The sequence below is a fragment of the Peribacillus sp. NPDC096447 genome (assembly GCF_044762725.1).
Taxonomy (GTDB): Bacteria; Bacillota; Bacilli; order Bacillales; family DSM-1321; genus Peribacillus.
Map to the genome: position 1 here is coordinate 382389 of NZ_JBIWEV010000002.1, position 22553 is coordinate 404941.

The 22553-nt window shown below is 40.9% G+C and carries 23 protein-coding genes and 1 pseudogene; 9 read left to right on the top strand and 15 right to left on the bottom strand.

Annotation, left to right across the window (positions count from 1 at the left end; genetic code table 11):
- The first annotated feature begins 5 nt into the window (after nt 1-5).
- From thiW to thiE, 4 genes are read left to right on the top strand one after another with little or no spacing between them, the layout of a single operon-like run.
- Nucleotides 6-527, top strand: coding sequence for an energy coupling factor transporter S component ThiW (thiW, locus tag ACIQZD_RS08745; protein WP_063232144.1), 522 nt, complete (start codon nt 6-8; stop codon nt 525-527).
- Nucleotides 496-1302: a bifunctional hydroxymethylpyrimidine kinase/phosphomethylpyrimidine kinase gene (gene thiD / locus ACIQZD_RS08750; protein WP_402900839.1), complete on the top strand. Its 807-nt coding sequence runs from the start codon at nt 496-498 to the stop codon at nt 1300-1302. The genes thiW and thiD overlap by 32 nt, the downstream gene beginning before the upstream one ends.
- Entirely contained in the window at nt 1299-2114 is an 816-nt protein-coding gene (gene thiM / locus ACIQZD_RS08755; RefSeq protein ID WP_402900842.1) for a hydroxyethylthiazole kinase, read from the top strand. Before thiD ends, thiM begins: the two co-directional genes overlap by 4 nt.
- The gene (thiE, locus tag ACIQZD_RS08760; RefSeq protein ID WP_402900845.1) at nt 2095-2727 is read left to right on the top strand and encodes a thiamine phosphate synthase; all 633 of its coding nucleotides are present in this window, start codon (nt 2095-2097) and stop codon (nt 2725-2727) included. Before thiM ends, thiE begins: the two co-directional genes overlap by 20 nt.
- A 37-nt stretch (nt 2728-2764) precedes the next feature.
- On the opposite strand, the gene ACIQZD_RS08765 is transcribed toward thiE, so the two are convergent.
- The gene (locus ACIQZD_RS08765; RefSeq protein ID WP_402900848.1) at nt 2765-3970 is read right to left on the bottom strand and encodes an MFS transporter; all 1206 of its coding nucleotides are present in this window, start codon (nt 3968-3970) and stop codon (nt 2765-2767) included.
- Between the two features lie 269 nt (nt 3971-4239).
- Between ACIQZD_RS08765 and ACIQZD_RS08770 the strand changes: the two genes are divergently transcribed.
- The 3 genes from ACIQZD_RS08770 (at nt 4240) to ACIQZD_RS08780 (ending at nt 7656) form a co-directional block, all read left to right on the top strand.
- On the top strand, nt 4240-5727 hold the full coding sequence (locus ACIQZD_RS08770; RefSeq protein ID WP_402900851.1) for an aldehyde dehydrogenase family protein: 1488 nt from the start codon (nt 4240-4242) through the stop codon (nt 5725-5727).
- A 292-nt stretch (nt 5728-6019) separates the two neighbouring features.
- Nucleotides 6020-7252 (top strand): aminopeptidase, encoded by a 1233-nt coding sequence (locus tag ACIQZD_RS08775; RefSeq protein WP_402900854.1) that lies wholly within the window; start codon nt 6020-6022, stop codon nt 7250-7252.
- A gap of 236 nt (nt 7253-7488) precedes the next feature.
- A complete protein-coding gene (locus ACIQZD_RS08780; RefSeq protein ID WP_164855016.1) occupies nt 7489-7656 on the top strand; it encodes a hypothetical protein in 168 nt (55 codons plus the stop codon).
- Nucleotides 7657-7783: 127 nt separating this feature from the next.
- On the opposite strand, the gene cspC is transcribed toward ACIQZD_RS08780, so the two are convergent.
- The gene (gene cspC / locus ACIQZD_RS08785; protein WP_034314312.1) at nt 7784-7984 is read right to left on the bottom strand and encodes a cold shock protein CspC; all 201 of its coding nucleotides are present in this window, start codon (nt 7982-7984) and stop codon (nt 7784-7786) included.
- A 289-nt stretch (nt 7985-8273) separates the two neighbouring features.
- Between cspC and ACIQZD_RS08790 the strand changes: the two genes are divergently transcribed.
- Nucleotides 8274-8534, top strand: a complete 261-nt coding sequence (locus ACIQZD_RS08790; protein WP_101224047.1) for a hypothetical protein — start codon at nt 8274-8276, stop codon at nt 8532-8534.
- Nucleotides 8535-8568: 34 nt separating this feature from the next.
- Here ACIQZD_RS08790 and ACIQZD_RS08795 read toward each other — a convergent pair whose 3' ends face one another.
- The 4 genes and pseudogenes from ACIQZD_RS08795 to ACIQZD_RS08810 all read right to left on the bottom strand — a co-directional run bounded on the left by ACIQZD_RS08795 (nt 8569) and on the right by ACIQZD_RS08810 (nt 11510).
- Nucleotides 8569-9177 (bottom strand): YdcF family protein, encoded by a 609-nt coding sequence (locus tag ACIQZD_RS08795; RefSeq protein WP_402900859.1) that lies wholly within the window; start codon nt 9175-9177, stop codon nt 8569-8571.
- Between the two features lie 90 nt (nt 9178-9267).
- On the bottom strand, nt 9268-10053 hold the full coding sequence (locus tag ACIQZD_RS08800; protein ID WP_402900862.1) for a serine hydrolase: 786 nt from the start codon (nt 10051-10053) through the stop codon (nt 9268-9270).
- Between the two features lie 173 nt (nt 10054-10226).
- Nucleotides 10227-11059: pseudogene (locus tag ACIQZD_RS08805) on the bottom strand (transposase); the annotation flags it as partial.
- A 283-nt stretch (nt 11060-11342) separates the two neighbouring features.
- The gene (locus ACIQZD_RS08810) at nt 11343-11510 is read right to left on the bottom strand and encodes a YezD family protein (protein ID WP_137020354.1); all 168 of its coding nucleotides are present in this window, start codon (nt 11508-11510) and stop codon (nt 11343-11345) included.
- A 524-nt stretch (nt 11511-12034) separates the two neighbouring features.
- Between ACIQZD_RS08810 and ACIQZD_RS08815 the strand changes: the two genes are divergently transcribed.
- Nucleotides 12035-13423 carry an amino acid permease gene (locus tag ACIQZD_RS08815; protein ID WP_402900866.1) on the top strand — a complete coding sequence of 463 codons (1389 nt, stop codon included), beginning with the start codon at nt 12035-12037 and terminating at the stop codon, nt 13421-13423.
- A gap of 40 nt (nt 13424-13463) precedes the next feature.
- Here the strand turns inward: ACIQZD_RS08815 and ACIQZD_RS08820 are convergent, their stop codons facing one another.
- The 9 genes from ACIQZD_RS08820 to nadD all read right to left on the bottom strand — a co-directional run bounded on the left by ACIQZD_RS08820 (nt 13464) and on the right by nadD (nt 22311).
- Nucleotides 13464-14438, bottom strand: a complete 975-nt coding sequence (locus ACIQZD_RS08820) for an aldose 1-epimerase (RefSeq protein ID WP_402900870.1) — start codon at nt 14436-14438, stop codon at nt 13464-13466.
- Nucleotides 14439-14676: 238 nt separating this feature from the next.
- The gene (locus ACIQZD_RS08825; protein WP_076366987.1) at nt 14677-14976 is read right to left on the bottom strand and encodes a YxcD family protein; all 300 of its coding nucleotides are present in this window, start codon (nt 14974-14976) and stop codon (nt 14677-14679) included.
- Entirely contained in the window at nt 14964-15398 is a 435-nt protein-coding gene (locus ACIQZD_RS08830; protein ID WP_402902042.1) for a hypothetical protein, read from the bottom strand. The genes ACIQZD_RS08825 and ACIQZD_RS08830 overlap by 13 nt, the downstream gene beginning before the upstream one ends.
- Nucleotides 15399-15595: 197 nt before the next feature.
- The gene (locus tag ACIQZD_RS08835) at nt 15596-16972 is read right to left on the bottom strand and encodes a C40 family peptidase (RefSeq protein WP_402900874.1); all 1377 of its coding nucleotides are present in this window, start codon (nt 16970-16972) and stop codon (nt 15596-15598) included.
- 514 nt (nt 16973-17486) lie between these two features.
- Entirely contained in the window at nt 17487-18551 is a 1065-nt protein-coding gene (locus ACIQZD_RS08840) for a sulfate/molybdate ABC transporter ATP-binding protein (protein WP_402900877.1), read from the bottom strand.
- Nucleotides 18552-18561: 10 nt separating this feature from the next.
- Nucleotides 18562-19401, bottom strand: coding sequence for a sulfate ABC transporter permease subunit CysW (gene cysW, locus ACIQZD_RS08845; protein WP_241590580.1), 840 nt, complete (start codon nt 19399-19401; stop codon nt 18562-18564).
- 55 nt (nt 19402-19456) lie between these two features.
- A complete protein-coding gene (gene cysT, locus ACIQZD_RS08850) occupies nt 19457-20296 on the bottom strand; it encodes a sulfate ABC transporter permease subunit CysT (RefSeq protein ID WP_387549378.1) in 840 nt (279 codons plus the stop codon).
- A gap of 67 nt (nt 20297-20363) precedes the next feature.
- Nucleotides 20364-21395, bottom strand: a complete 1032-nt coding sequence (locus ACIQZD_RS08855) for a sulfate ABC transporter substrate-binding protein (RefSeq protein WP_402900880.1) — start codon at nt 21393-21395, stop codon at nt 20364-20366.
- Nucleotides 21396-21657: 262 nt separating this feature from the next.
- Nucleotides 21658-22311 (bottom strand): nicotinate (nicotinamide) nucleotide adenylyltransferase, encoded by a 654-nt coding sequence (nadD, locus tag ACIQZD_RS08860; RefSeq protein WP_402900883.1) that lies wholly within the window; start codon nt 22309-22311, stop codon nt 21658-21660.
- Nucleotides 22312-22553: the final 242 nt, after the last annotated feature.

Here is a 22553-nt window from a genome sequence, read left to right on the forward strand (position 1 = left end):
TGATGATGAATCCTATCAAGAAACTGACGTTGACTGCCATGATCACGGCTATAACGACGCTGACCAGTTCATTTATTTTCATCCCTGCAGGATTTGCAAAGGTCTTCCCTATTCAGCATCTGGCGAATGTCCTCACGGCCGTTCTATTGGGGCCTGCTTATGCTGTGACACAAGCTTTTTTAGTTTCCATCATTAGAAACATGTCTGGTACCGGTTCAATATTCGCCTTTCCCGGCAGCATGATCGGTGCACTTTTGGCTGCCATCCTTTATCGAAAAACACAAAGCTTAAAATTCGCCTGTTTAGGTGAAGTGATCGGGACCGGCATTCTCGGTTCCCTGGCCTGTTATCCACTTGCCATCCTCCTATTGGGGGAAAAAGCTGCTCTTTTTGGTTTTTTACCGGCTTTTATGCTCAGTTCATTCGCAGGTGCGATTTTAGCTTTCATATTACTTAAAATACTTCTAAAAAATAATTATATGAAGGGGTTTTTTTATGAAAACAGCATTAACCATCGCCGGCTCTGATTCAGGGGGCGGTGCTGGAATCCAAGCGGATTTAAAAACATTTTCTGCACATGGGGTCTTTGGAATGTCTGCCATAACAGCCGTAACCGCACAAAATACAATGGAAGTCCGTTCAGTACAGCCAATTGAAACAGCTATCATATCGGACCAAATTGCAGCTATATTTGAAGATATTCCTGTCGATGCAGTAAAAATAGGCATGCTTGGATCAAAAGAAATCGTGGAAACAGTCGCTGCGTCCCTTAAAACCTTCATGCCTGCCATCGTTATCCTTGACCCTGTCATGATTTCCAAAAGCGGCCACCATTTGCTCGACGAAAAGGCTGTCTCCGCCTTAAAAATGGATTTACTTCCGCTTGCAACACTTGTAACACCAAATGTACCGGAAGCGGAAGTACTTACTGGCTTGTCGATTCGGACGAAACAAGATTTCTACAGGGCATGCATTTCAATACAAGAAATGGGCCCCAAAGCCGTTTTACTTAAAGGGGGCCATGCAGCAGGAAATCCAAATGACCTTTTTTATGATGGGACTGACTTCCACTGGATCGAGGGAGAGCGCATACATACAAAAAACACTCATGGTACGGGCTGTACCCTATCATCCGCCATTACATCAAACCTGGCAAATGGACTGCCATTGCAAGAGTCGATCGAACAGGCCAAGACTTATATTTCCGAAGCGATACGCAATAGTTTTTCAATCGGTAAAGGTCATGGACCTGTCCATCATTTTCATTCATATTCAAAAAAAGAACGGAGTGACTTAATATGAAGGTTTCCGCAGCCGATTTATTCATGAAGGTAAAAGAAAGAAAACCACTCGTTCACCAAATCACCAACTTTGTTACGGTCAACGACTGTGCAAATGCCACCCTTGCCATCGGTGGTTCACCAGTGATGACATCGAGCCCAAGAGAAGTGGCGGATATGGTCAAATTAGCGGATGCATTGGTCCTGAATTTCGGTACGATCGATGATAAAGCCTTGGAAGCAATGGAGATTGCCGGTAAGACGGCAAATGACCTGGATATCCCGGTCATTTTGGACCCGGTGGGAGTTGGTGCCACCGCCTATCGAACAGAGCAAGTGAAAGAGCTCCTAAGTAAGGTTACTTTCCAAATCATTCGCGGAAATGCAAGTGAGATCCTTTCATTGATTGGTGGGGATACCGTTACTCGCGGGGTGGATTCGGAGGAGCTTGCGGTTAGCAATGCAGAGCTGGCTGTTCGAGCGGCAAATAAATTGAATTGCATCGTCGTGGTCAGCGGAGCGAAGGATGCGGTCAGCGATGGAAAACATACGTCCATCATCGATAACGGGAACCTCCTATTAACTAATGTTACAGGAACCGGTTGCATGTCCACTGCTCTTATCGGCACTTTTTCCGGAGTCACCGATGATTTCTATTCTGCGGCGATTGCCGGTATCTCAACCATGAGCATTTCAGGTGAACTAGCTGCCAAAAACCTTCAAAAGGATGAAGGAACAGGAACGTTTCGTGTGTGTTTAATCGATGCAATATCAAGAATGGATAAGGAAATCTGGATGCATGAGGTGAAAATAAATGAAGAAGTCCCAAATTGATTTAAGCCTGTATTTAGTTACGGAAGAGTCCCTGGCAATAGAAGAATTGACCAAAATCATTGCAGAATCGGTTTCAGGAGGAGTCTCGATCGTACAGCTTAGAGAGAAAAACAATTCCTCCCTCTCCTTTTATAATAAAGCTTCTGCATTAAAACAGTTATTGAACGAGCTGTCCATTCCCCTTATCATCAATGACCGGGTGGATATAGCACTTGCTGTTGCAGCGGATGGAATTCATATTGGGCAAGATGACCTTCCACTGCCTGTCGTCAAAAAAATGGTTCCTGAAGATATGATTGTCGGTGTATCTGTCTCCACTCTTGAAGAAGCTCTCGAAGCCGAACGAAATGGAGCGGACTATATCGGAGTCGGTTCCGTTTTCCCTACCAAGACCAAACGAGATGCCACCCTAATGGCAATTGAGGATCTGGGGGAAATTTGCCGCAGCGTATCCATTCCCGCAGTAGCCATCGGGGGTATCACTGCCGATAACATTTCCGCTCTTTCTGATAGCGGACTATCAGGTACCGCAGTCGTATCGGCCATCATGAATGCAGATAATCCGAAGACTGCCTCCGAATCCCTTTTAAAAATAATAAAAGACTTTAAATAACAAAGGATGGGGACTCCATACAGTCCCCATCCTTTGTTTATGTCAAAACGGTATTCTTTGTTTCCTTCCCAAATGCTACGGCAACTGCCCCCACTAAAATAGCAATTGTGAAAATGGTGAAAATCGATGAAATCGGGGTGTCTGCGGCAACTAAATACCCTACGAGCAAAGGTCCCAGGACACCGCCAATCCTCCCGATCCCTGCAGCTAATCCAGCCCCTGTACCGCGAACTGATGTTGGATACTGCTCAGGTGTATACGCATAAAGTGCCCCCCATGCCCCTAGGTTAAAGAAAGATAGGAACATCCCGGACACTATCAGCAGTGCCAGCCCCTCTGCCGATCCAAAGAAAAAGGCACTGACGGCCGTTCCAATTAAGTATGTGATCAAAACGAATTTACGGCCCATCTTCTCTATCAGCCATGCAGCTGAAAAATAGCCCGGAAGCTGTGCAAGCGTCATGATCAAAACATATTCAAAGCTTTGAATCATGTTGAAGCCTTTTAGGACCATCACACTTGGCAGCCATAAAAACATCCCATAATAGGAAAAGACCACGCAAAACCATAGAATCCACAATACAAGGGTCTGACGGGAGTATTCCTTTTTCCAGACACTTTTCATATTGCTTAATACAGATGGTCTTTGCTTTTTTTCAAGTTCCGAATACTTCGGTGAATCCGGCAGTTTCAAGCGCAGATACAGCGCATATAAAGCTGGAACTGCGCTCAATAATAAGGCAACGCGCCAACCATAAGCCGGTATGATGAAAAAGGATATGAGTGCTGCCAAAATCCAGCCAACCGCCCAAAAGCTTTCAAGAAGGACGACGACCCTTCCCCTTTTACTTGCTTCAACACTTTCAGAGACCAATGTCGAGGCAACCGGGAGTTCTCCCCCAAGTCCCATTCCAATCAAAAACCGCAATATCAAGAACAGGCTTAGTGTACTGACTGCTGCAGACAGGCCACTTGCGATCGAAAACAATAATAATGTAATGATAAAGACATTCTTTCGTCCAACCCTGTCGGCCATCGCACCAAAAAATACGGCGCCGACAGCCATTCCTATGGAGTTTATGCTCCCAATCCAGCCAACCTGCTCACTGGTTAAGTTCCAATCCTGTTTTAATGCAACAATGATGAAAGAAAGCATACCGACATCAAGTGCATCGAACATCCATCCAAGACCCGCAACACCAAGTAACTTACGCTGCGATATCATTTTCGCATCATTTCCCATATATTCCTCCTGAAGAACTTTAGACCTTCTTGTTATTTTATCCTTATTCATTTTAACTATTAACTTTCATTTTTGCTATAGTAATTACAGATGTCATGACAAAAAAATACTTCATTTTTAAAATGATGAAGAAATCTTGGATATTCTGTCGAATGTTATAGATTGAATATTCCCTTTTTTTCATTTATCATAAAAATTGGCAATCATAGCGTTAACAATAAGTCATCATGTTTAGCCCAAGATAATTATTTTATTCAGGAGGGTAATTAATGACAAATCTAACGTTAGAAGTAAGTGGAAAGCTGCAAAAATTTTTAACAGGACCAAAAAAGCTCTATATTAATGGTCAGTTTGTAGAAAGTGCTTCAAAAAAAACCTTCTCCACTCCCAATCCTGCCACAGGACAAAAACTTGCCGATGTTTATGAAGCTGATAAAGAAGATATCGACTTAGCCGTCAAAGCTGCACGCAAAGCATTCGATGAAGGTCCTTGGTCAAGAATGAGCGCAGCTGCACGCAGTAGACTTATGTATAAACTAGCCGATTTAATGGAAGAAAATAAAACTGAACTTGCTCAATTGGAAACGTTGGATAATGGGAAACCAATCAATGAAACGACCAATGCCGACATTCCTTTAGCAATAGAACATATGAGATATTTTGCTGGCTGGTCCACCAAGATTGTTGGACAGACCATCCCGGTAAGCGGAAATTACTTTAACTACACAAAACACGAGGCAGTTGGTGTTGTTGGCCAAATCATCCCATGGAACTTTCCGCTTCTTATGGCGATGTGGAAACTGGGAGCGGCACTTGCTACAGGTTGTACGGTCATATTAAAGCCTGCTGAGCAAACACCGCTTTCCGCTCTTTACCTGGCTGAATTATTAGCTGAAGCCGGTTTCCCTGATGGGGTCGTAAATATCGTTCCCGGTTTTGGTGAAACCGCTGGACAAGCGCTTGTCGATCATCCGCAAGTAAATAAAATTGCATTTACCGGTTCGACCGAAGTTGGAAAATTGATCATGCGCTCCGCTTCATATTCCTTGAAACGGGTCACATTGGAACTTGGTGGGAAATCGCCAAACATCATCCTGCCTGATGCTGATTTCTCAAAAGCCATCCCTGGAGCTTTGAATGGGGTCATGTTTAACCAAGGTCAGGTATGCTGTGCAGGTTCAAGGGTTTATATTCAAAAGAAACATTATGATAATGTGGTTGCCGATATGGCCAGCCATGCAAAAAACATCAAACAAGGGATAGGCCTGGATCCAAGTACACAAATTGGACCGCTTGTTTCCGAGGAGCAGCAAAATCGGGTAATGGGCTATATTGAAAAAGGGAAAAACGAGGGTGCGGAAGTTCTTGTCGGCGGAAACAAACCGGGTGAACAAGGCTACTTTGTTTCACCTACTATATTCGCTGGTGTTGAAGAGGATATGACGATTGCTAAAGAAGAGATTTTCGGACCGGTCATAGCGGCAATGCCATTCGAAGATTTAGATGATGTCATTAACCGTGCAAATGCCAGTGAATATGGTTTGGCTGCCGGCTTATGGACAAGCGATATAGCCAATGCCCATTATGTTGCAGGGAAACTCCGTGCCGGTACAGTATGGGTGAACTGTTATAACGCGTTCGACGCAGCTTCCCCGTTCGGCGGCTACAAACAATCCGGAATCGGACGTGAAATGGGATCTTATGCACTGGACAACTATTCTGAAGTGAAAAGCGTCTGGATTAATTTGGGTAGATGATTTATTGACTATTAAGAAAGAGGGTCTCAAAGAGGCCCTCTTTCTTTCAGTCCATTGATTCGCTGCACCAAATCATCAAATTATTCAACTATTCAAACCTTTTCAATAGTCTTTCCTTCTTTAGTTTTGGTAAAATGCAAGATAGACAAAATAGCTGCTGGAGCAGCTCCTTGCCAGTTATAATGAACTCCTTCATATACGAGTAGTTTTCACAAACGAAGTAAAAAGTTTCTTTTTTATATGACAAAAAGTACAATTGAAAATGTAGAAAATGGAAAAGGAGTTTTAAATGATGAGTGATTTTCAAATGAATTTAGAAAAATATGCAGAACTTGCCGTAAAAGTCGGCGTAAATATCCAGCAAGACCAAACCTTGGTCGTAAACACAACATTAGAGGGCGCTGACCTTGTGCGTCTCATTGTAAAAAAGGCATATGAAAACGGTGCGCGCAATGTCATCGTTAATTGGAATGACGATATCGTTTCACGTACCAAATATGAACTGGCTCCGGACGAGGTGTTCCACGAATATCCAAAGTGGCGCGCAGAAGAAACGATCGAACTTGCAGAAAACGGAGCTGCCTATCTATCCGTCATCTCCTCCAGCCCTGACTTATTAAAAGGTGTAAAGCCTGAAAGGATTGCTAACTTCCAAAAAGCATCCGGGACTGCTCTGAAGAAGTGGCGTCAGTATATGCAATCCGATAAAGTGAGCTGGTCCATAGTTGCCGTCCCTTCAAAGGCTTGGGCTGATAAAGTATTCCCTGAAGAAGCAGAAGGTAAACGCGTTGATCTGCTATGGGAAGCCATTTTCAAAGCAGTTCGTGTTGATGTGAAGGATCCTGTGGAGGCCTGGAAAAAACACGATGATACCCTGCATGAAAAGGTTGATTATTTAAATGATAAGCATTACCAAAAATTGCATTACACGGCTCCTGGAACCGACTTGACAATCGAGTTACCAGACAAACATCTTTGGGTCGGGGCAGGAAGCGTTAACGTACAGGGTCATGAATTCATGGCTAACATGCCAACCGAAGAAGTGTTTACAGTTCCATTGAAAACAGGCGTTAACGGTACGGTTACCAGTACGAAACCACTTAGTTACGGCGGAAACATCATCAATAATTTTTCCGTGACCTTTAAGGAAGGACGGATCATTGAAGTAAAAGCTGAAGAAGGGGAAGAAATCCTAAAGCAATTGGTTGAAACGGATGAAGGGTCACACTATCTTGGGGAAGTGGCACTTGTTCCATTCAACTCACCGATTTCCCAATCGAATGTTTTATTCTTCAACACATTATTCGATGAAAATGCATCAAACCATCTCGCTATCGGCAGCTCCTATGCTTTCTGTATTGAAGGCGGAAAAAACATGAGTCCAGAAGAGCTTGCCGAAAATGGACTGAATGAAAGCCTTACACATGTCGATTTCATGATTGGGTCGGAGAAAATGAACATCGACGGCATCAAACAGGACGGCACATCGGAACCTGTCTTCCGTAATGGGGATTGGGCGTTTTAATTAACCGGCATTAAGCGTGATCACTTGAAAACCTTCTAATCATAGCCACGTGATTCCTGTAAAACCAGGGAACATGTGGCTGTTTTTTTCATTCACAATTAAAAAATCACCATTAGGCTTTTAGCTTTTGTCCAGCAAACTGAATGACATGGCATGCCCCTTTATATCATTGGAATATCTTGAACACATCTTTCATTGCCAAATATGTTATACTATTATTAAAGAGGGTGGCTAAATTGAAAAGCAATAAGTATAATACTGGTGAAACAGTAACTATTCAGGATACTAATGAATCAGTAACCATTAATAAATGGGCATATGTAAAAAACATGAAAAGATATTCTTATACCGTTAAAGAACATCCGACTACTTTTTTCTTTGAAGAGGAATTAAAAAAAGCTTAATGACAAGTCACTAAAAACCTACTCAGTCAGAGTGGGATTTTTTTTTGCTTTCATTTTTTTTAGCACAATAAAAAACAGACTCCCATCGAGGAAGTCTGTTCATATAGGTTACGATTTAATTTTAAAATTAAGCTTTTTGAACGTTAGCAGCTTGAGCTCCACGTGCACCTTGCTCAACTTCGAAAGTTACTTTTTGACCTTCGTCTAAAGATTTGAAGCCTTCGCTTTGGATAGCTGAGAAATGTACGAATACATCGTCTCCGTTTTCGCGTTCGATAAATCCAAAACCTTTTTCTGCATTAAACCATTTAACTGTACCTTGTTCCATTGTTGTTGCCTCCTAGTGCATAACACACATTGTATTACTATTTTTAATCATTTGGAAAATAACGAGTATCCTCTTCCACAACCAAAAACAATTCTTTATTAGATTAACATGAATTGATGCAGATAGCAAATTTTCCAGTGATATTTTAAGTTGGCTTCACATTCCTTTTGCCTTCCTATTTTCTTTATTTATCCAATTTAATGATTCAGATAGTAATTAATGGGTATATCAAAGTAATAAGAAACCGTACGATTTTCACTTAAAGAATTATCAACAAGGAGGTCACTCAATGAAATATTACAAAGTTTCTAATAGCGGTTTTGACAGTAAGGTTATTGTAGCCTATAGCGGGTATGAGGCACTCGGATATTATTTAATGGAAATCGATGATCAACTTGGTTTTGTTGATGATATAGATGTGGAAGAAGTGGATGCTGATGAACGAGTCGAGATTTCCTATACCGGGTATCCCGTTTATAAAACACTTAAGGAGCTATATCAAGAGAAAGATTTTTGGGAAGTTCCTAATGTTGTCGTGGAAGTCGAATAATGAAAGCACCCCACATCTTTAGGACAATTCCAATTTACCTCCGAATCAACTCGGTCAAATAGTATTTGGTAATTGCCAGATATTCACGGGTATATGATTTCAATAGTGACACTTTTGGTGTCTTTGCCGGCATTCCTTTAATGTCCAAGCCTTCTCTTTTTGCTATGTCGACTGCCCGGTAGATATGAAAGTCATTACTAACGATCAATCCTGAAGCTGCTGTATCAGGAATGAGTTCTTTTGAGAAAACAATATTTTCCTGAGTTGTTGTAGATTTGTCTTCCATCATGATGCGTGCTTCTTCAATTCCCTGGGCGATTAGTCCCTGTTGCATTGCTTTTGCTTCCGATATTTCTTCTCCCGGTCCTTTGCCGCCAGATACAATGGCCACTGTATGTTTATTAGCCGATAAATATTCTGCAGCTTTATCAATCCTGTATTGTAAGGATAATGATGGCACCGAACCTTTGACCCTTGCTCCAAGAATAATGAGATAATCGGCATTTTCCGGAATTTGCTGGTGAATGGTTTCTTGAATTTTCATGTGCAAAAAACCAAAATACCCCAGTACTGCAATAACGTTAATTACACAAAATTTATTTAAAGTTTTTCCCCGTTTCTTTTTCCTTTCCTTAAATAACATGCTTTCCCACTAACTCCCTCATAACTAAGATCGAAGAGCGGGAAATCATGAAAGACTTCCCGCTCTTCCAAAAATATTGAATTAAACAGCTTATTCTGTAACCATATCATCATATATCAATTTTCCAATTTTACTGATTACTTGACGGCTTTCTTCCTCTGATTTCATATCTTCAGTAAGAACTGCAGCATAAACAGTTTGTGTTTCTGACCGAATGATTGCGCAATCATGGGCAACTCCTCGAATTCCGCCCATTTTGCTTGCGACCTTGACCCCTCTGCCCATCCGTGATGGAAGTTTATCCCTTAATTGCTGATTGTCAAATACACGCAAGATTCTTTCCTGGCTTTCTTTCGTTAAAAAGTTGCCTGTATGTATGGCTTTTAAGCAGGTAATCGTATCTTCCGCCGATATGGTATTGTCGCGCCCTTCTTTTAATGCCTTAAAATCCTGCATTTTTCGTTCAAGGACAGTATTTTTCAAACCAAGTTCCTTGATGCATTGATTGATTTCCTCAAAGCCGAGCAGGTTCATCATCATATTCGTGGATGTATTGTCGGAAACGGTTATCATCAATGTCAATAAATCCTCTACTGTTAAAAATACCTTGTTCGATAAGACATGCAGGACCCCGGATCCCCCAGTCACTTCATTAGGCGGGATGGTCACTGGTTGGTTCAAATAGATTTTCTTTTGTTCACTTTGACGATAACCTTCGATGATCATTGGTATTTTGATCAAACTCGCTGATTGAAAGGATTCATTCTCGTGATATCCAATCGTGTCCCCAAGACCATTTTCAATTTTATATGCGATTCTCCCATTAAATGTTTCAACTAATGCCAAGATATCATGTTCTATAGTCTGTAAGGTCATCTATCCCCTGTTCCTCCCTTATATATCATTTAATCCCTATAAAAAAAAGCCCTTATACCCTAACTTATTCTACCATGTTAAAACCAGTACAATCTTCTTATAAATTCCAAATTGAATAATTTTTTGTATAAAAAAAAGCCTTCATATTGAAGGGTACCCAGTTTGTAGGTTAGGAGTTGCCATGTCCACGTGGCCATCTTCTTTAAATTAATGACAGCGAAAGTAAGCATCGCTTGATCGACAATTTTTTAAGTCCCCTTAAAGTAATCCAACTCATAACATGCTTTTCTTTTGCATCTGCAATACACGCTCAATCGTTTCTTTGCGTTTCGCATATATAGGTATTACATCTTGATGATGACGCAGATGATCTGCTTCTCCCACATATCCTTGCCAGATATGCCGTGTCACTACTTTTTGATGGTCTTTGCTTTCTGTACGCCGTGATAAATATGAGCATGTTGCACAAATTTGTTTTGGCGATTTGTACTCGCGATAGCCCTCTTTATTTGTTGTTGAGTACTTTAAAGTTTCTCCCGAAGGGCAAAGATAACAATCAAAGTGTTCATCTTAAACATATTCATGGTAGCAAAAGAATCCTTCTTTTTTTCGAGGACGTGTATAGGGTAAAGCAGGTGTGATTTCTTTGTTAAAATAGGTAGCTTGTAATCGCTGGTGTTTTGTAAGCTGCATCTACGGCAACTGCTTCTGGTTTTCCACCTTTCTCTATCACTTGCTCAACAAGTGGCTCCAAAATATGACTGTCATGTGTATTACCAGGTGTTACAATCGTTCCCAATACAAAACCGTTCCGGTCTGCGGCCGCGTGGAATGAATAGGCAAACTGTTTTGTTGGTTCATCTTTCACATAGTTGCCCCTCTCAGGATCCGTAGTACTTTCTTTAATTCCTCTGGTTTCTTCCTTATCAAATTTATCTGGTGGAAAAGGCTTCTTTCCATGGTTTTGATTGATTTCATCTTGAAGACGTCCTTGATATGCTCGTGTGCGAATAAGCGCAAATTTGAAAAGAAAATCGTACGCAAAGAAAAATTTTAAACATAGTTGATTGGAACGGAAGGTACGAGACTCCTGCGGGAAAAGCGCGTCTAGGGGAGACCCCGCAGGCGAAAGCCGAGGAGGCTCCCCGACCGCCCCCGGAAAGCGAGTGCCCTACGTTCCAATCAACGTCCAAATTGTACAAGCCATAAAAATAGACAAACTCGATTTTCATCGAGTTTGTCTACAGTCTGAGAGCCTTCATATCGAAAGCTCCCTTAATAACTATCATTCATCTGGCATTAACTGCCCGGCTCTTCGCTAATGGGAATCGTTTCTTCTCGGTTGTATCCACCTGTGTGATTTTACCATCGTGTACGGTTATTAAAACCGATCCATATTGCAGATCTTCCAAGCTTGAAATGATATGCCTGATTTTCAATTCTTCTTTCTTTTCCATAATATCTCTCCCCTTCACTACTGGTAATAAAGCTTCGTTTCATGCCTAATGTTAAAAGTGATCGCATGAAATGCGCAGGTGCTTCCCACTTTCAATGTTTTCTTGAGGAACTTGGTTTACCTATCATATCCTCATCACTTTACTTTCCGAATAAGAATAACCAGTTAATAGGAACTCCATATTCCCCTCCCTTCACTATAAAAAATAAAAGGCACCCGCCATCTAACAGATTAGATGTAAGGGTGCCTTTAGTTGACTAATCGGCAATATTCGGGAGTTGCTTATGTTATAGAAAAATACGATTCAAGCAACAAACCACATTATTCTTACCAACTAACTTGGTATTTACTAATATAATCCAATTTTCTCCTATTGTCAATAATGCGCTTAAATTTTCTGATTAGTCTGCGTTTTACATTTTACTTATTTACCACTTTACCAAACTAAACTATTTGAGATATACTATTTTAGTATAAGTTGTCGGTATAAACACTCACTTTGTATATAAGAAAGGTTCGATATAAATGGTAAATAAAAAATGGGGTTTATTGATTTTGACCACTTTCGTAATTGGAAATATGGTCGGCGGCGGAATTTTCATGCTCCCTGCTCAATTAGCACAGGTATCCAGTCCATTAGGGGCCACATTGGCATGGATTGTTACTGGACTGGGAGTTTTTCTAATAGCTTTAGTGTTTGGTAACCTGGCAGTCCGGAAACCGGAATTGAAGGCTGGACCGCAAAGTTATGCTCAATCATTATTTAAATCTCCTGCTAAAGGAAGGGTTTCAGGGTATAGCATGGCATGGGGCTATTGGGCTGCGAATTGGGCTGCGACAGCTTCTGTCATCATCTCATTTGCTGGTTACCTATCAACGTTTTTCCCTGTGATGCATAGTACGAAAGTGATTTATACAGCGGGTTCGTTTCAACTTGAACTAGGTAAAGCATTAACGTTTGCGGTATGTTCCATTGCCCTTTGGGGGATTCAGGCAATCTTGGTAAGAAGTTTTAATAGTGCTGGGAAAATGAATCTTTTTGCTACAGTTACCAAAGTGCTTGGATTCTTATTTTTCATCATAATCACGATATTCATCTTCGATACTTCCAATCTAGGAAACGGAGCTGAATTTTATGATAAGGCGGGGTCAGCCGTCTCTTTAGGTGATCAAGTGAATGCAGCTGCAATTTCAACATTATGGGCCTTCATCGGTATCGAAGCTGCCGTCATGCTTTCAAACCGTGCCAAGTCACAAAATGATGTAAAGAAAGCGACGATTTTTGGTTTACTCATCGCTGTTGCCATTTATATCGGCATTACTTTATTGACGATGGGTGCCATATCACAAGACGAGTTGAAAATATCACAAAAACCGCTTGTTGACGCACTACAAGCAGTAGTTGGTTCAAGCGGCACGTATTTAATGGCTGCTCTTGCCGTCATTTCCTTATTGGGATCGACAATCGGATGGATTGTCGTTGCCTCAGAAGTTCCTTACCAGGCAGCGAAATCGGATTTGTTTCCTGCCTATTTTGCGAAAGCGAACAAAAATGGCACACCCGTCCGTTCTATGACAATAACAAATATCATGACACAGATATTCTTATTCTCCACTATTTCGGGTACGATTTTGGAGGCTTATAAATTTTCCATGATCGTCGCTACACTCGCTTACTTGATCCCTTATCTTGCATCCGTTTTGTATCAATTGAAACTGGTCATGACTGGGGAAACCTATGACATCATGAAAGGCTCAAGGGTACGTGATGGAATTATCACCATCCTGGCGTTAATCTACTCGATCTGGGTCATCAAGACAGGTACAGCCGATATGAATACATTCATACTTGGCATTGCCTTATATGTATTCGGAATCGTCCTATACCCACTCTGGATGAGAAAAAAAGCATAACCTTAAACGCCTTGGCACAAATAAGTGCCAAGGTGTTTTTTTATATATCCTTTATTGCCAATCTAGTTCTCAGCTGAACCGTTTCACCAGATCTTAACTCCCTCAATCCAGTCAATTTTGCTGACAAATCCAAATTAGGAGCATTCGTTACCCATGTATATGGTTCAGGACAGACGAACCCCTCCTGGTTGAATAATACCCAAAACTTAAAATGTTGATCAGCATGATAGATGACCTGTATGCCAGCCTCTTGGTCAGTAAGTATGCACTCGTTTTCGAGGGCTCTTTCCTCATCATAGCCAAATAGGTCATCAAACAGCCGGCCCTCCAAGCTAAAGCCGTTTTGGATTTCCAGTGTATCGGCCGTTTCATGAATTGCACCAGTGGGCAATGACCTTTCATTCAACTCCCAATGTTTATTGACGGGAAGAGATATTCTGCAATCCTCCAATTTCCCCCCTGGTCCAAATGGAAAATTGAATACAGTATGATAACCTGTCCCCCACGGAAAGGGTTCAATGCCCTTGTTGGTGATTTCCAATTTTATATCCAATGTTTCAGCCCTTAAAGATAAAGACATATTCACAGTGATATCTTGTGGAAAGCTATCTTTTAGATCAAATTCACTGCTTGAAAATTCAGTATTAATGACGATTTCTTTCCCGTTCACCTCCTTTTGGCAGACTTGCCAAGGCTTGTCATGTAAAAAACCATGTATATGATTGAATTTTCCCCTTTCATTGACCGGAAACCTATACTCAGTCCCCTTATATGTAAATTGACCATCTTCAATTCGATTAGGAGGAAACAGGATAGGCATTCCGTATAAAATGGGAGCTTTTTTATACTCTTCCAGACTAACCGGAGTTCGCAGCACCTCAATATCCTTATGCTTGTACTTAAACGAAAGCAGATTGCTTCCTAAAGATGGCGCAAGTATCGCTTCCACTTTTTCATTGCCGAACTTTATGGCCTTTTCATTTAAAAAAGTGATATCTTCTATGTAACCTGCCACTTATTCTCCTCCTTTGACTTGAACATATATCCATCCTACTTCCGCAGACCATTTTTTGCAACAAATGGAAAATATAATTCATTATAATCTATCTGTGTTTAAAATATGTGTTGGTAATCTAGCATTTTGCTTTGTTTGCTTTACTATTTTTCTATTTCTCTTTTATCTTTTTCCTTCACACCGATCGAGTTGTACCTTATTAAATAAAAAAAGGATGCCGTAACGGCATCCTTTTTACTTATCTATTACTTTCACTTACTAAAGCCACTATGCCTTCTTCATCATCCAAAACAAGTTCAATACCCGAGTATGGATCTTTATTCATATATTCATCCAGCCATAAGCGAAGCGCTTCTATCAAGTTGATGGTAATTAACACTTGTTTCCGGCCATCGACAAACGCTTCCGCCGAAAAGCCATAATCATCATCATACATTAACTCGACTTCCACCTCATTGGGTTGTACCTGCTTTTTACGGGCAATGTAAACACAAACCGCATTGATGATATCTTGTTCGGATATCTTTAACCTCTCCATGGGTTTGTATCCTCTTTCTTCTTCTTATCTTTGAAATATGTGAATATTTTACGGATTACAACGATTAATACCACAACCGCCAACACGTTGATTAATAGACCAAGTATAGAACCAAGCATTCCCATATTGGCGAATAGGCTTCCAAAAAGTAAACCTGCCAATCCACCTAGCATAATTCCTTTCATTAAGCCGCCTTTTGTGAATGTGTTTCCACTCTTAGCTTTATTGGCAGTAGTAGCATCGGATTTCTTCGTTTCTTTATTTTGGAAATTCGAATTATTATTGGTGTTGTTGTTAAAGCTTCTTTTTCCTGACTTGTAACCCCTTGCATCGACTGATTCCGTATGATCCTGGAATACGTAAGTGCCGACTGGCGAGAATGCTAGTGTAATTGTAAGTAATGCAGCCATAAATTTTTTCATCATGTTTTTTTGCCTCCGTTTATAGTATGGAATGATGTTTCTTTATATGTTTTCCCAAAGTTACTGAAGTCCACATCACCTATCCTTATTTAATCTTATAGTATTTACGTTGAATTTCAAAATAAGTTTCATTTTTTTCGACTTTTTTTCAAAAAAAATAAGCAGGGGCATTTTCTCCCCTGCTTATTAAAGATCGATTAGTTTACACGAACGACACGGCCGTTGTATACACCTGCCCAATATCCACTTTCCATATTGGCAATTGCAACACCTGTTGAACTTTGGGAACCGATAAACTTGCCGCCGCCGACATAAATTCCGACATGCCCATCAGTTTTATAGGTATTGAAAAATACTAAATCTCCAGGTTGTTTTTGACTATCAGATACTTGACGTCCTGCATTTTTCAATGCATCCGTACTTGCTGGAAGGTTCACACCAGCTTGTTTATAAGCCCATGCAACGAATGCTGAACAATCGAAAAGACCGTTAGCAATATCGGATGCCGTTCTTCCGCCACCAAATTTATATGTGGAGTTACCGATATATTTATAACCTGCTGTAATGGCAGACCCTGTATTTGCACTGCTTGGCTTGCTTGATGTTTCAGTTTTACTGGCTGTAGGTTTAGCAGCAGAACTGTTTTTAGATGAATTTGAAGATGATTCACCTTTAGATGAACTTTTTGCCGTAGCTTCGCCTTTAGAAGAACTTGATGATTCTTCGTTAGAAGAGCTTGATGATCCTTCACTGGAAGAATTTGAAGAATTCACTTCTTCAGCAGCACGGTCAAGATCTGCTTTCTCTGCTGCTTTACGTTCTTCCTCTTTTTTGATATTTTCACGGATGGATGCTATTTGTGCTTCTAAACCGGCATCTTTATTCTCTAAAGATTGTTTTAGAGCTTCTGTTTCCGATTCTTTCTTTTCAATCTTAGCCTTCATGTTGACAGTTTCAGCTTTTTGATCTTTAATTTGAGATTGCATGCCTTTTAGCTCTACTTCCATATCCTTAAGACTTTGCAATTTTTTCTCAACGGTCGCTTGTTTTTTCTCTAAGTCAGCTTTATCCGCTTCCTGCTCGCTAAGAATCTGTTGGTCAGCTTCCACGATAGTGGCTACCGCTCCAACACGATTAACGAATTCACCAAAGCTTTTAGAACCTAAAACAACTTCTAGGTACTCAACGTCCCCGCCGCTCTCTTGGAATGAAAGCGCGCGCTCTTTCAAGACTTCCTCGCGTTTTGCGATTCTTTCTTCCAACGCTTTAATTTCTTTCTTTAAAGAATCTATGTCTTTTTCGGTGTCTTTAATTTCTTGTTTAGTATCTTTGATTTTTTGGTCATTTTCTTTCATTGCCGATTCGATCTGGGCAATTTGGGCATTCATTTTCGATTGTTCTTTTTTCAATTGCTCAATAACTTGTGCTGCCTCTGAAATATCTGATTGTATTCCTGTGCGTTGCGATTGAATATCCGTGATAGATTCAGCTTTTACAGACGGTATGGCAAAAGCACTTCCTAATCCAAGCATAATTGTCGTGTTCAATACGATAAGTTTTTTCTTCAAACTCATTTCCCCTGCTTTCCTCCCCTTGCATTTCCATCGACCCACTTCTTTTTCTCTATGAAAAATGATTAGTCAAAATAAATTGCTGGGAACTCTTCTCTATTTTTTTTACTCTTTATGTAATCTTCTAAGGTTGAAATAATATTAAATACATTTCTTAAATTCTACTATGTTTTCATCTAAGTCGTAGTATATCATCAGATTTTGTCAAATGCGTAATAACAATATTACAATTATATTTCAATTTTAACATTAAACATAAAAATTCGACTTTTCCACGTGATAAAACATCCAATATCTTACATAATCACCTTCGTATTTTGATGCAAGACTTTCTATCTAGTGTTTAGCACCAAGGGACCATAGACTATTGGCAGGCAAAAACTCACTACCTGTGAATGCACGGTAGCCCTTTTGGAACAGATTGCAGCTCATTTACCTATCATACGAGAAGGTTGACTTACAGCCCCATAAAAAAAACCGCTCATCAGCGGTTTTTCCGTCAATATTCGACCCATCCTTAAATTCCAGCCATAAAGTCGACAAAAACTTTCAATTCTTTCGGTCGGACGAATACCCTTTCTCCTTTGCTTATTTCCAGATTCAAATATTGTTCTTTCGTCAGTTCGATTTCCAGCGGTTCGTTTGTATCCTGACGAATGACTTCTATCCGGACGATGGGGCCAATTGTATGAATGTGCTCAATTATGGATGCGATCGAATCCTTTTCTGTTGGTTCTCTTTCTATGATAAAGTTATGAGCCCTTACATAACCAGTGCCCGCTCCATCTTCACTGCCCGGGGCATTCATTTCCACATTCCCAGTTACCAATTTCCCTTGGTGAACGTTGCCCTTGAAAAGATTGACACTGCCGAGAAAATCATAAACGAATGGATTTTCCGGGTGATCATATACTTCTTCCGGAGTTCCAACCTGTTCAATTTTCCCTTCATTCATGATTACGACCCGATCAGCAACATCCATTGCCTCTTCCTGATCATGCGTCACGAATACACTCGTAACATTGAATTCATCGTGAAGTCTTCTTAGCCAACGCCGAAGTTCTTTGCGAACCTTGGCATCCAATGCCCCGAATGGTTCATCAAGCAAGAGGATATTCGGTTCAACGGCAAGTGCCCTTGCCAATGCGACACGCTGGCGCTGGCCGCCTGATAATTGCGATGGATAACGATCTTTATATCCTTCCAGCTTGACGAGTTGAAGCAATTCGGTAACCTTTTGTGCAATAACTTCTTTACTGGGCCTCATTTTTCTAGGTCGGACCTTTAATCCATAGGCAATATTATCAAAAATGGTCATATTACGAAAAAGGGCATAATGCTGAAAGACGAAACCCACATTTCGATCTTTTACATGTTTATGCGTGTAATTCTCTTCATTAAAAAAGATCTTTCCGTTCTCAGCCTGTTCAAGACCCGCGATGATACGCAGTAATGACGTTTTTCCCGATCCTGAAGGGCCAAGAAGGGCAACAAGTTCACCGCTCTTTATTTCCAAATCGATGTTCCGGAGTGCTTGATAGGACCCGTAATATTTTGTAACATTTTCAATGATGATACTCATTTCATTCCTCCTACCTCGCTTTGGTTGATTTAAAGTCAGTTTTCCACTCTATGAAGCTTTTAATGATCAAGGTTATGATTGCAAAAATGGACATCAGGGATGCAACGGCAAAAGCGGCTGAAAATTGATATTCATTGTATAAGATTTCAATATGAAGCGGCATCGTATTGGTCATGCCCCGTATATGGCCAGATACGACCGATACAGCTCCAAACTCCCCAATTATTCTTGCATTGCAAAGGATGACTCCATATAGAAGCCCCCATTTTATATTGGGAAGCGTCACATACCAAAATGTCTTAAACCCTCCCGCACCCAGCGTGAGTGAGGCCTCTTCTTCAGACGTCCCCTGACTTTGCATGAGCGGGATCAATTCGCGCGCAATGAATGGGAAGGTGATGAAAATGGAGGCGATGACAATCCCTGGTATTGAAAAGATCACTTTAATGTCAAGAGATTGCAGCAGTGGACCAAGTGTTCCATGCAAGCCGAACAGAAGGACAAAAATCAACCCTGCAATGACGGGTGAAACGGAAAAAGGCAAATCTATCAATGTTATTAAGAAGTTTTTTCCCTTGAAATCATATTTTGTTATGGTCCACGCGGCAACCACTCCGAATATGGCATTGAGCGGCAAGGTGATGAGGACAACGATCAATGTTAACTTAATCGCAGCCACGGCATCAGGGTGGACAATGGCCGCAAAATAAGCTTCGGCACCTTTTTCAAAGGCTTTTACAAAAATCGCGATTAATGGGACTACTAAAAACAAAGTGAGAAATAGCAATACAATGGAAATAAGGATCCACTGAATGGATCTAGGCTCTTTAGTTGCGTTTCTCGTAATCATGACTGGGTGATTCGCATTTGCAACAACTGAATTATCATGTTCCATCATATCCCTCCTACTTCCCTGAATATCTTTTGCCGGTCCACCATTGTAAGATATTGATGGTGAATAAGATTATAAATGTAATAATGAGCATGACAGCTGCAACTGCTGTTGCACCTTCATAATCATACTGTTCAAGCTTTGTCATGATGATCAGCGGGGAAATCTCCGTTTTAAACGGCATATTTCCGGCAATGAAGACAACTGATCCATACTCTCCAAGTGCCCTCGCAAAAGAAAGTGCAAAACCCGTCAATATCGCTGGAATCAATTCCGGGAAGATGATTTTAATGAATGTCTGCATTCGATTCGCCCCTAAAGAGGCAGATGCTTCTTCCATCCCTTTTTCGATATTTTCAAGCACCGGTTGAACCATCCGCACCACGAATGGCAGACCGATAAATATAAGGGCGATGATGATCCCTGCGGGAGTGAAAGCGACTTTAAAGCTGAAGAATTGCCCGATCCATCCGTTCGGTGAATACAAGGTGGTCAACGTAATCCCTGCCACGGCAGTCGGGAGGGCAAAAGGCAAATCAACCAGTCCATCGATGATCCGTTTACCGGGAAACTCATAACGAGTAAGCACCCAGGCAATTAACACACCAAAAACTGCGTTCACAAAGGCCGCAGTTAACGCTGTCATGAAACTCAATTTATAAGAAGCGAGAACCCTTGGTTCAGTTATGGTCGCCCAAAAATCCTGGAACCCCATTGAAAATGTGTTTAGAAAAACCATCGATAACGGGATCAAAACGATGATGGAGAGATACAGCAGCGTAAAACCCATCGTCAATCCAAAACCGGGTATGGTCCTCTTTTTCTTCTGTTTACCTTCTGTCACTATATTCATCGCTTCGCCTCAGCTCTTTTTCTGATTTATGAAGGAGAAGATGTAAAAGCCATCTTCTCCTTCATGCTTATTGCGGTTGATAAATCTCGTCAAATGTACCACCATCATTAAAATGTGTTTCCTGGGCTTTTTTCCAACCGCCAAACGTATCATCAACCGTCACCATATCGATTTTTGCGAATTGGTCTTCATATTCAGCAAGAACCTTCTCATCCCTTGGACGATAGAAGTTTTTCGCGGCAATTTCCTGACCGGCATCCGTATAGAGGTATTCCAGGTAAGCTTCAGCCACTTCCTTTGTTCCTTTTTTCTCGACCACTTCATCGACAACAGCTACCGGCGGCTCTGCTAATATACTGATTGAAGGATTGACGATTTCATATTTGTCATCACCGAATTCTTCCAGTGTTAAATAGGCTTCATTCTCCCAAGCGATTAGTACGTCACCAATTCCCCGTTCCACAAAAGTGGTCGTTGCACCGCGGGCCCCTGAATCCAGGACTTCAACATTCTGATAAAGTTTTTTCATGAAATCCTTCACTTTTGTTTCGTCATTATCGAAATTTTTCTCCGCATAAGCCCAGGCAGCCAGGTAATTCCACCTTGCCCCTCCGCTTGTCTTTGGATTTGGGGTAATGACGGATACATCCTTTTTAATCAGATCATCCCAATCTTTAATGCCTTTAGGGTTATCTTTTTTTACCAGAAACACAATGGTTGATGTGTATGGTGTCGAGTTCTCCGGTAAACGTTTTTGCCAATCCTTCGCCAGCAAATTACTAGCTTCATAAATGGCATCAATATCATAAGCCAATGCCAAAGTAACGACATCCGCCTCCAATCCATCAATGACTGCCCTGCCCTGTTTACCAGATCCGCCATGTGATTGCTGAATCGTTACATCCTGACCGGATTCTTCTTTCCAGTGCTTCACGAACGCTTCATTGAATTCCTGGTACAATTCCCTTGTCGGATCATATGACACATTCAAAAGCTCGACTGACTTTGATGTCCCGTCGCCTTCCGTTTTTTCCGAGTTGCATCCCGCAAGTACACCGAATGCTAAAATCAAACTTATCAATAACATTACCTTTTTCATGAGCTTCCCCCTTTTTTTACAACAAACAAAAAAGGCATGCTATTTCCCTTTCAATTATTCAGGAGATAGTATGCCTTCAGTTCTCTGATCAGCAAGTATTTTATTTTTTGTATATCATTACCATAAAGTAAAGTTAACCCAGTTGTCAACTAGGTATTGCATGTCCTTTTATTTAAATTCATTCACGTTTTGCAAATTGAAGAATTCCCCCAACGAAAAGGGCTCGATCCAACGGGGAGATCGAGCCCTTTTTAATACCTATTTATGAATTTGATGCTTTTTGATACAGCTTATTGTCCACGATATACTGATAACACTGATCAGGAAGTAAATATCTTGGTTCCCCGCCCATCGCGAATTCATCCCTTATATATGTAGAACTGATTTCCATGGAAAGGCCTTTATCAATAAGGTGAAATGTATTGCCATCATCATAATTCCTTAGCAATGGACTTTTGGATATGATTTTCAGCATATCGATCCCATCCCGTGCCATGACGATGAATTTATGATTTGCAATCAGTTTTTCCCTGAATTTCCATCGTAAGTGTACCGGCAACTCCTGATTATCAATATCTTCAAGTAAATCTGCACCCATTATGAAGTAAACTTCGTCCTTTGGAAATCGTGATTTAAAATATTCCATCGTATACCAAGTATATTGTTTACTCGTTCCGGCACGTTCATTAATTTCATAATCACTGACTTCGAATAACAGGTTGCCCCCTATTGCCAGCTTGAGCATTTCCCAACGGTGTTCATTGCTCGTTTTCATCTGTTTATCGATACGGCCATTTGAGCAAGGTAAAAAAATCACCCTGTCCAGCTTAGCACGATGCGCAATGGTGGACGCTGTCCATAAATGCACATTCGTGACCGGATCGAAGGAAGATCCATAAACTCCAATTTTGCCCATCCTTATATCCCCCTCATCAGCCTTTCTTTTTCACCACGGCCCTGATCGGGCTCCCGTGCCCGGCTTCATAAATCGAGATCAAGTTCGATGATTTTTTCCATTTCCATCAAAATGATAGGGAGAATCAATTGAATTCTTTAAGGGTCATCCGGATTCCCCCTACATTGACAGATGACCCTTCAGCCATTGATGAATTCAGCCGATATAATATTGCTATCTCCTAGCCAATATGGCGTATTTTC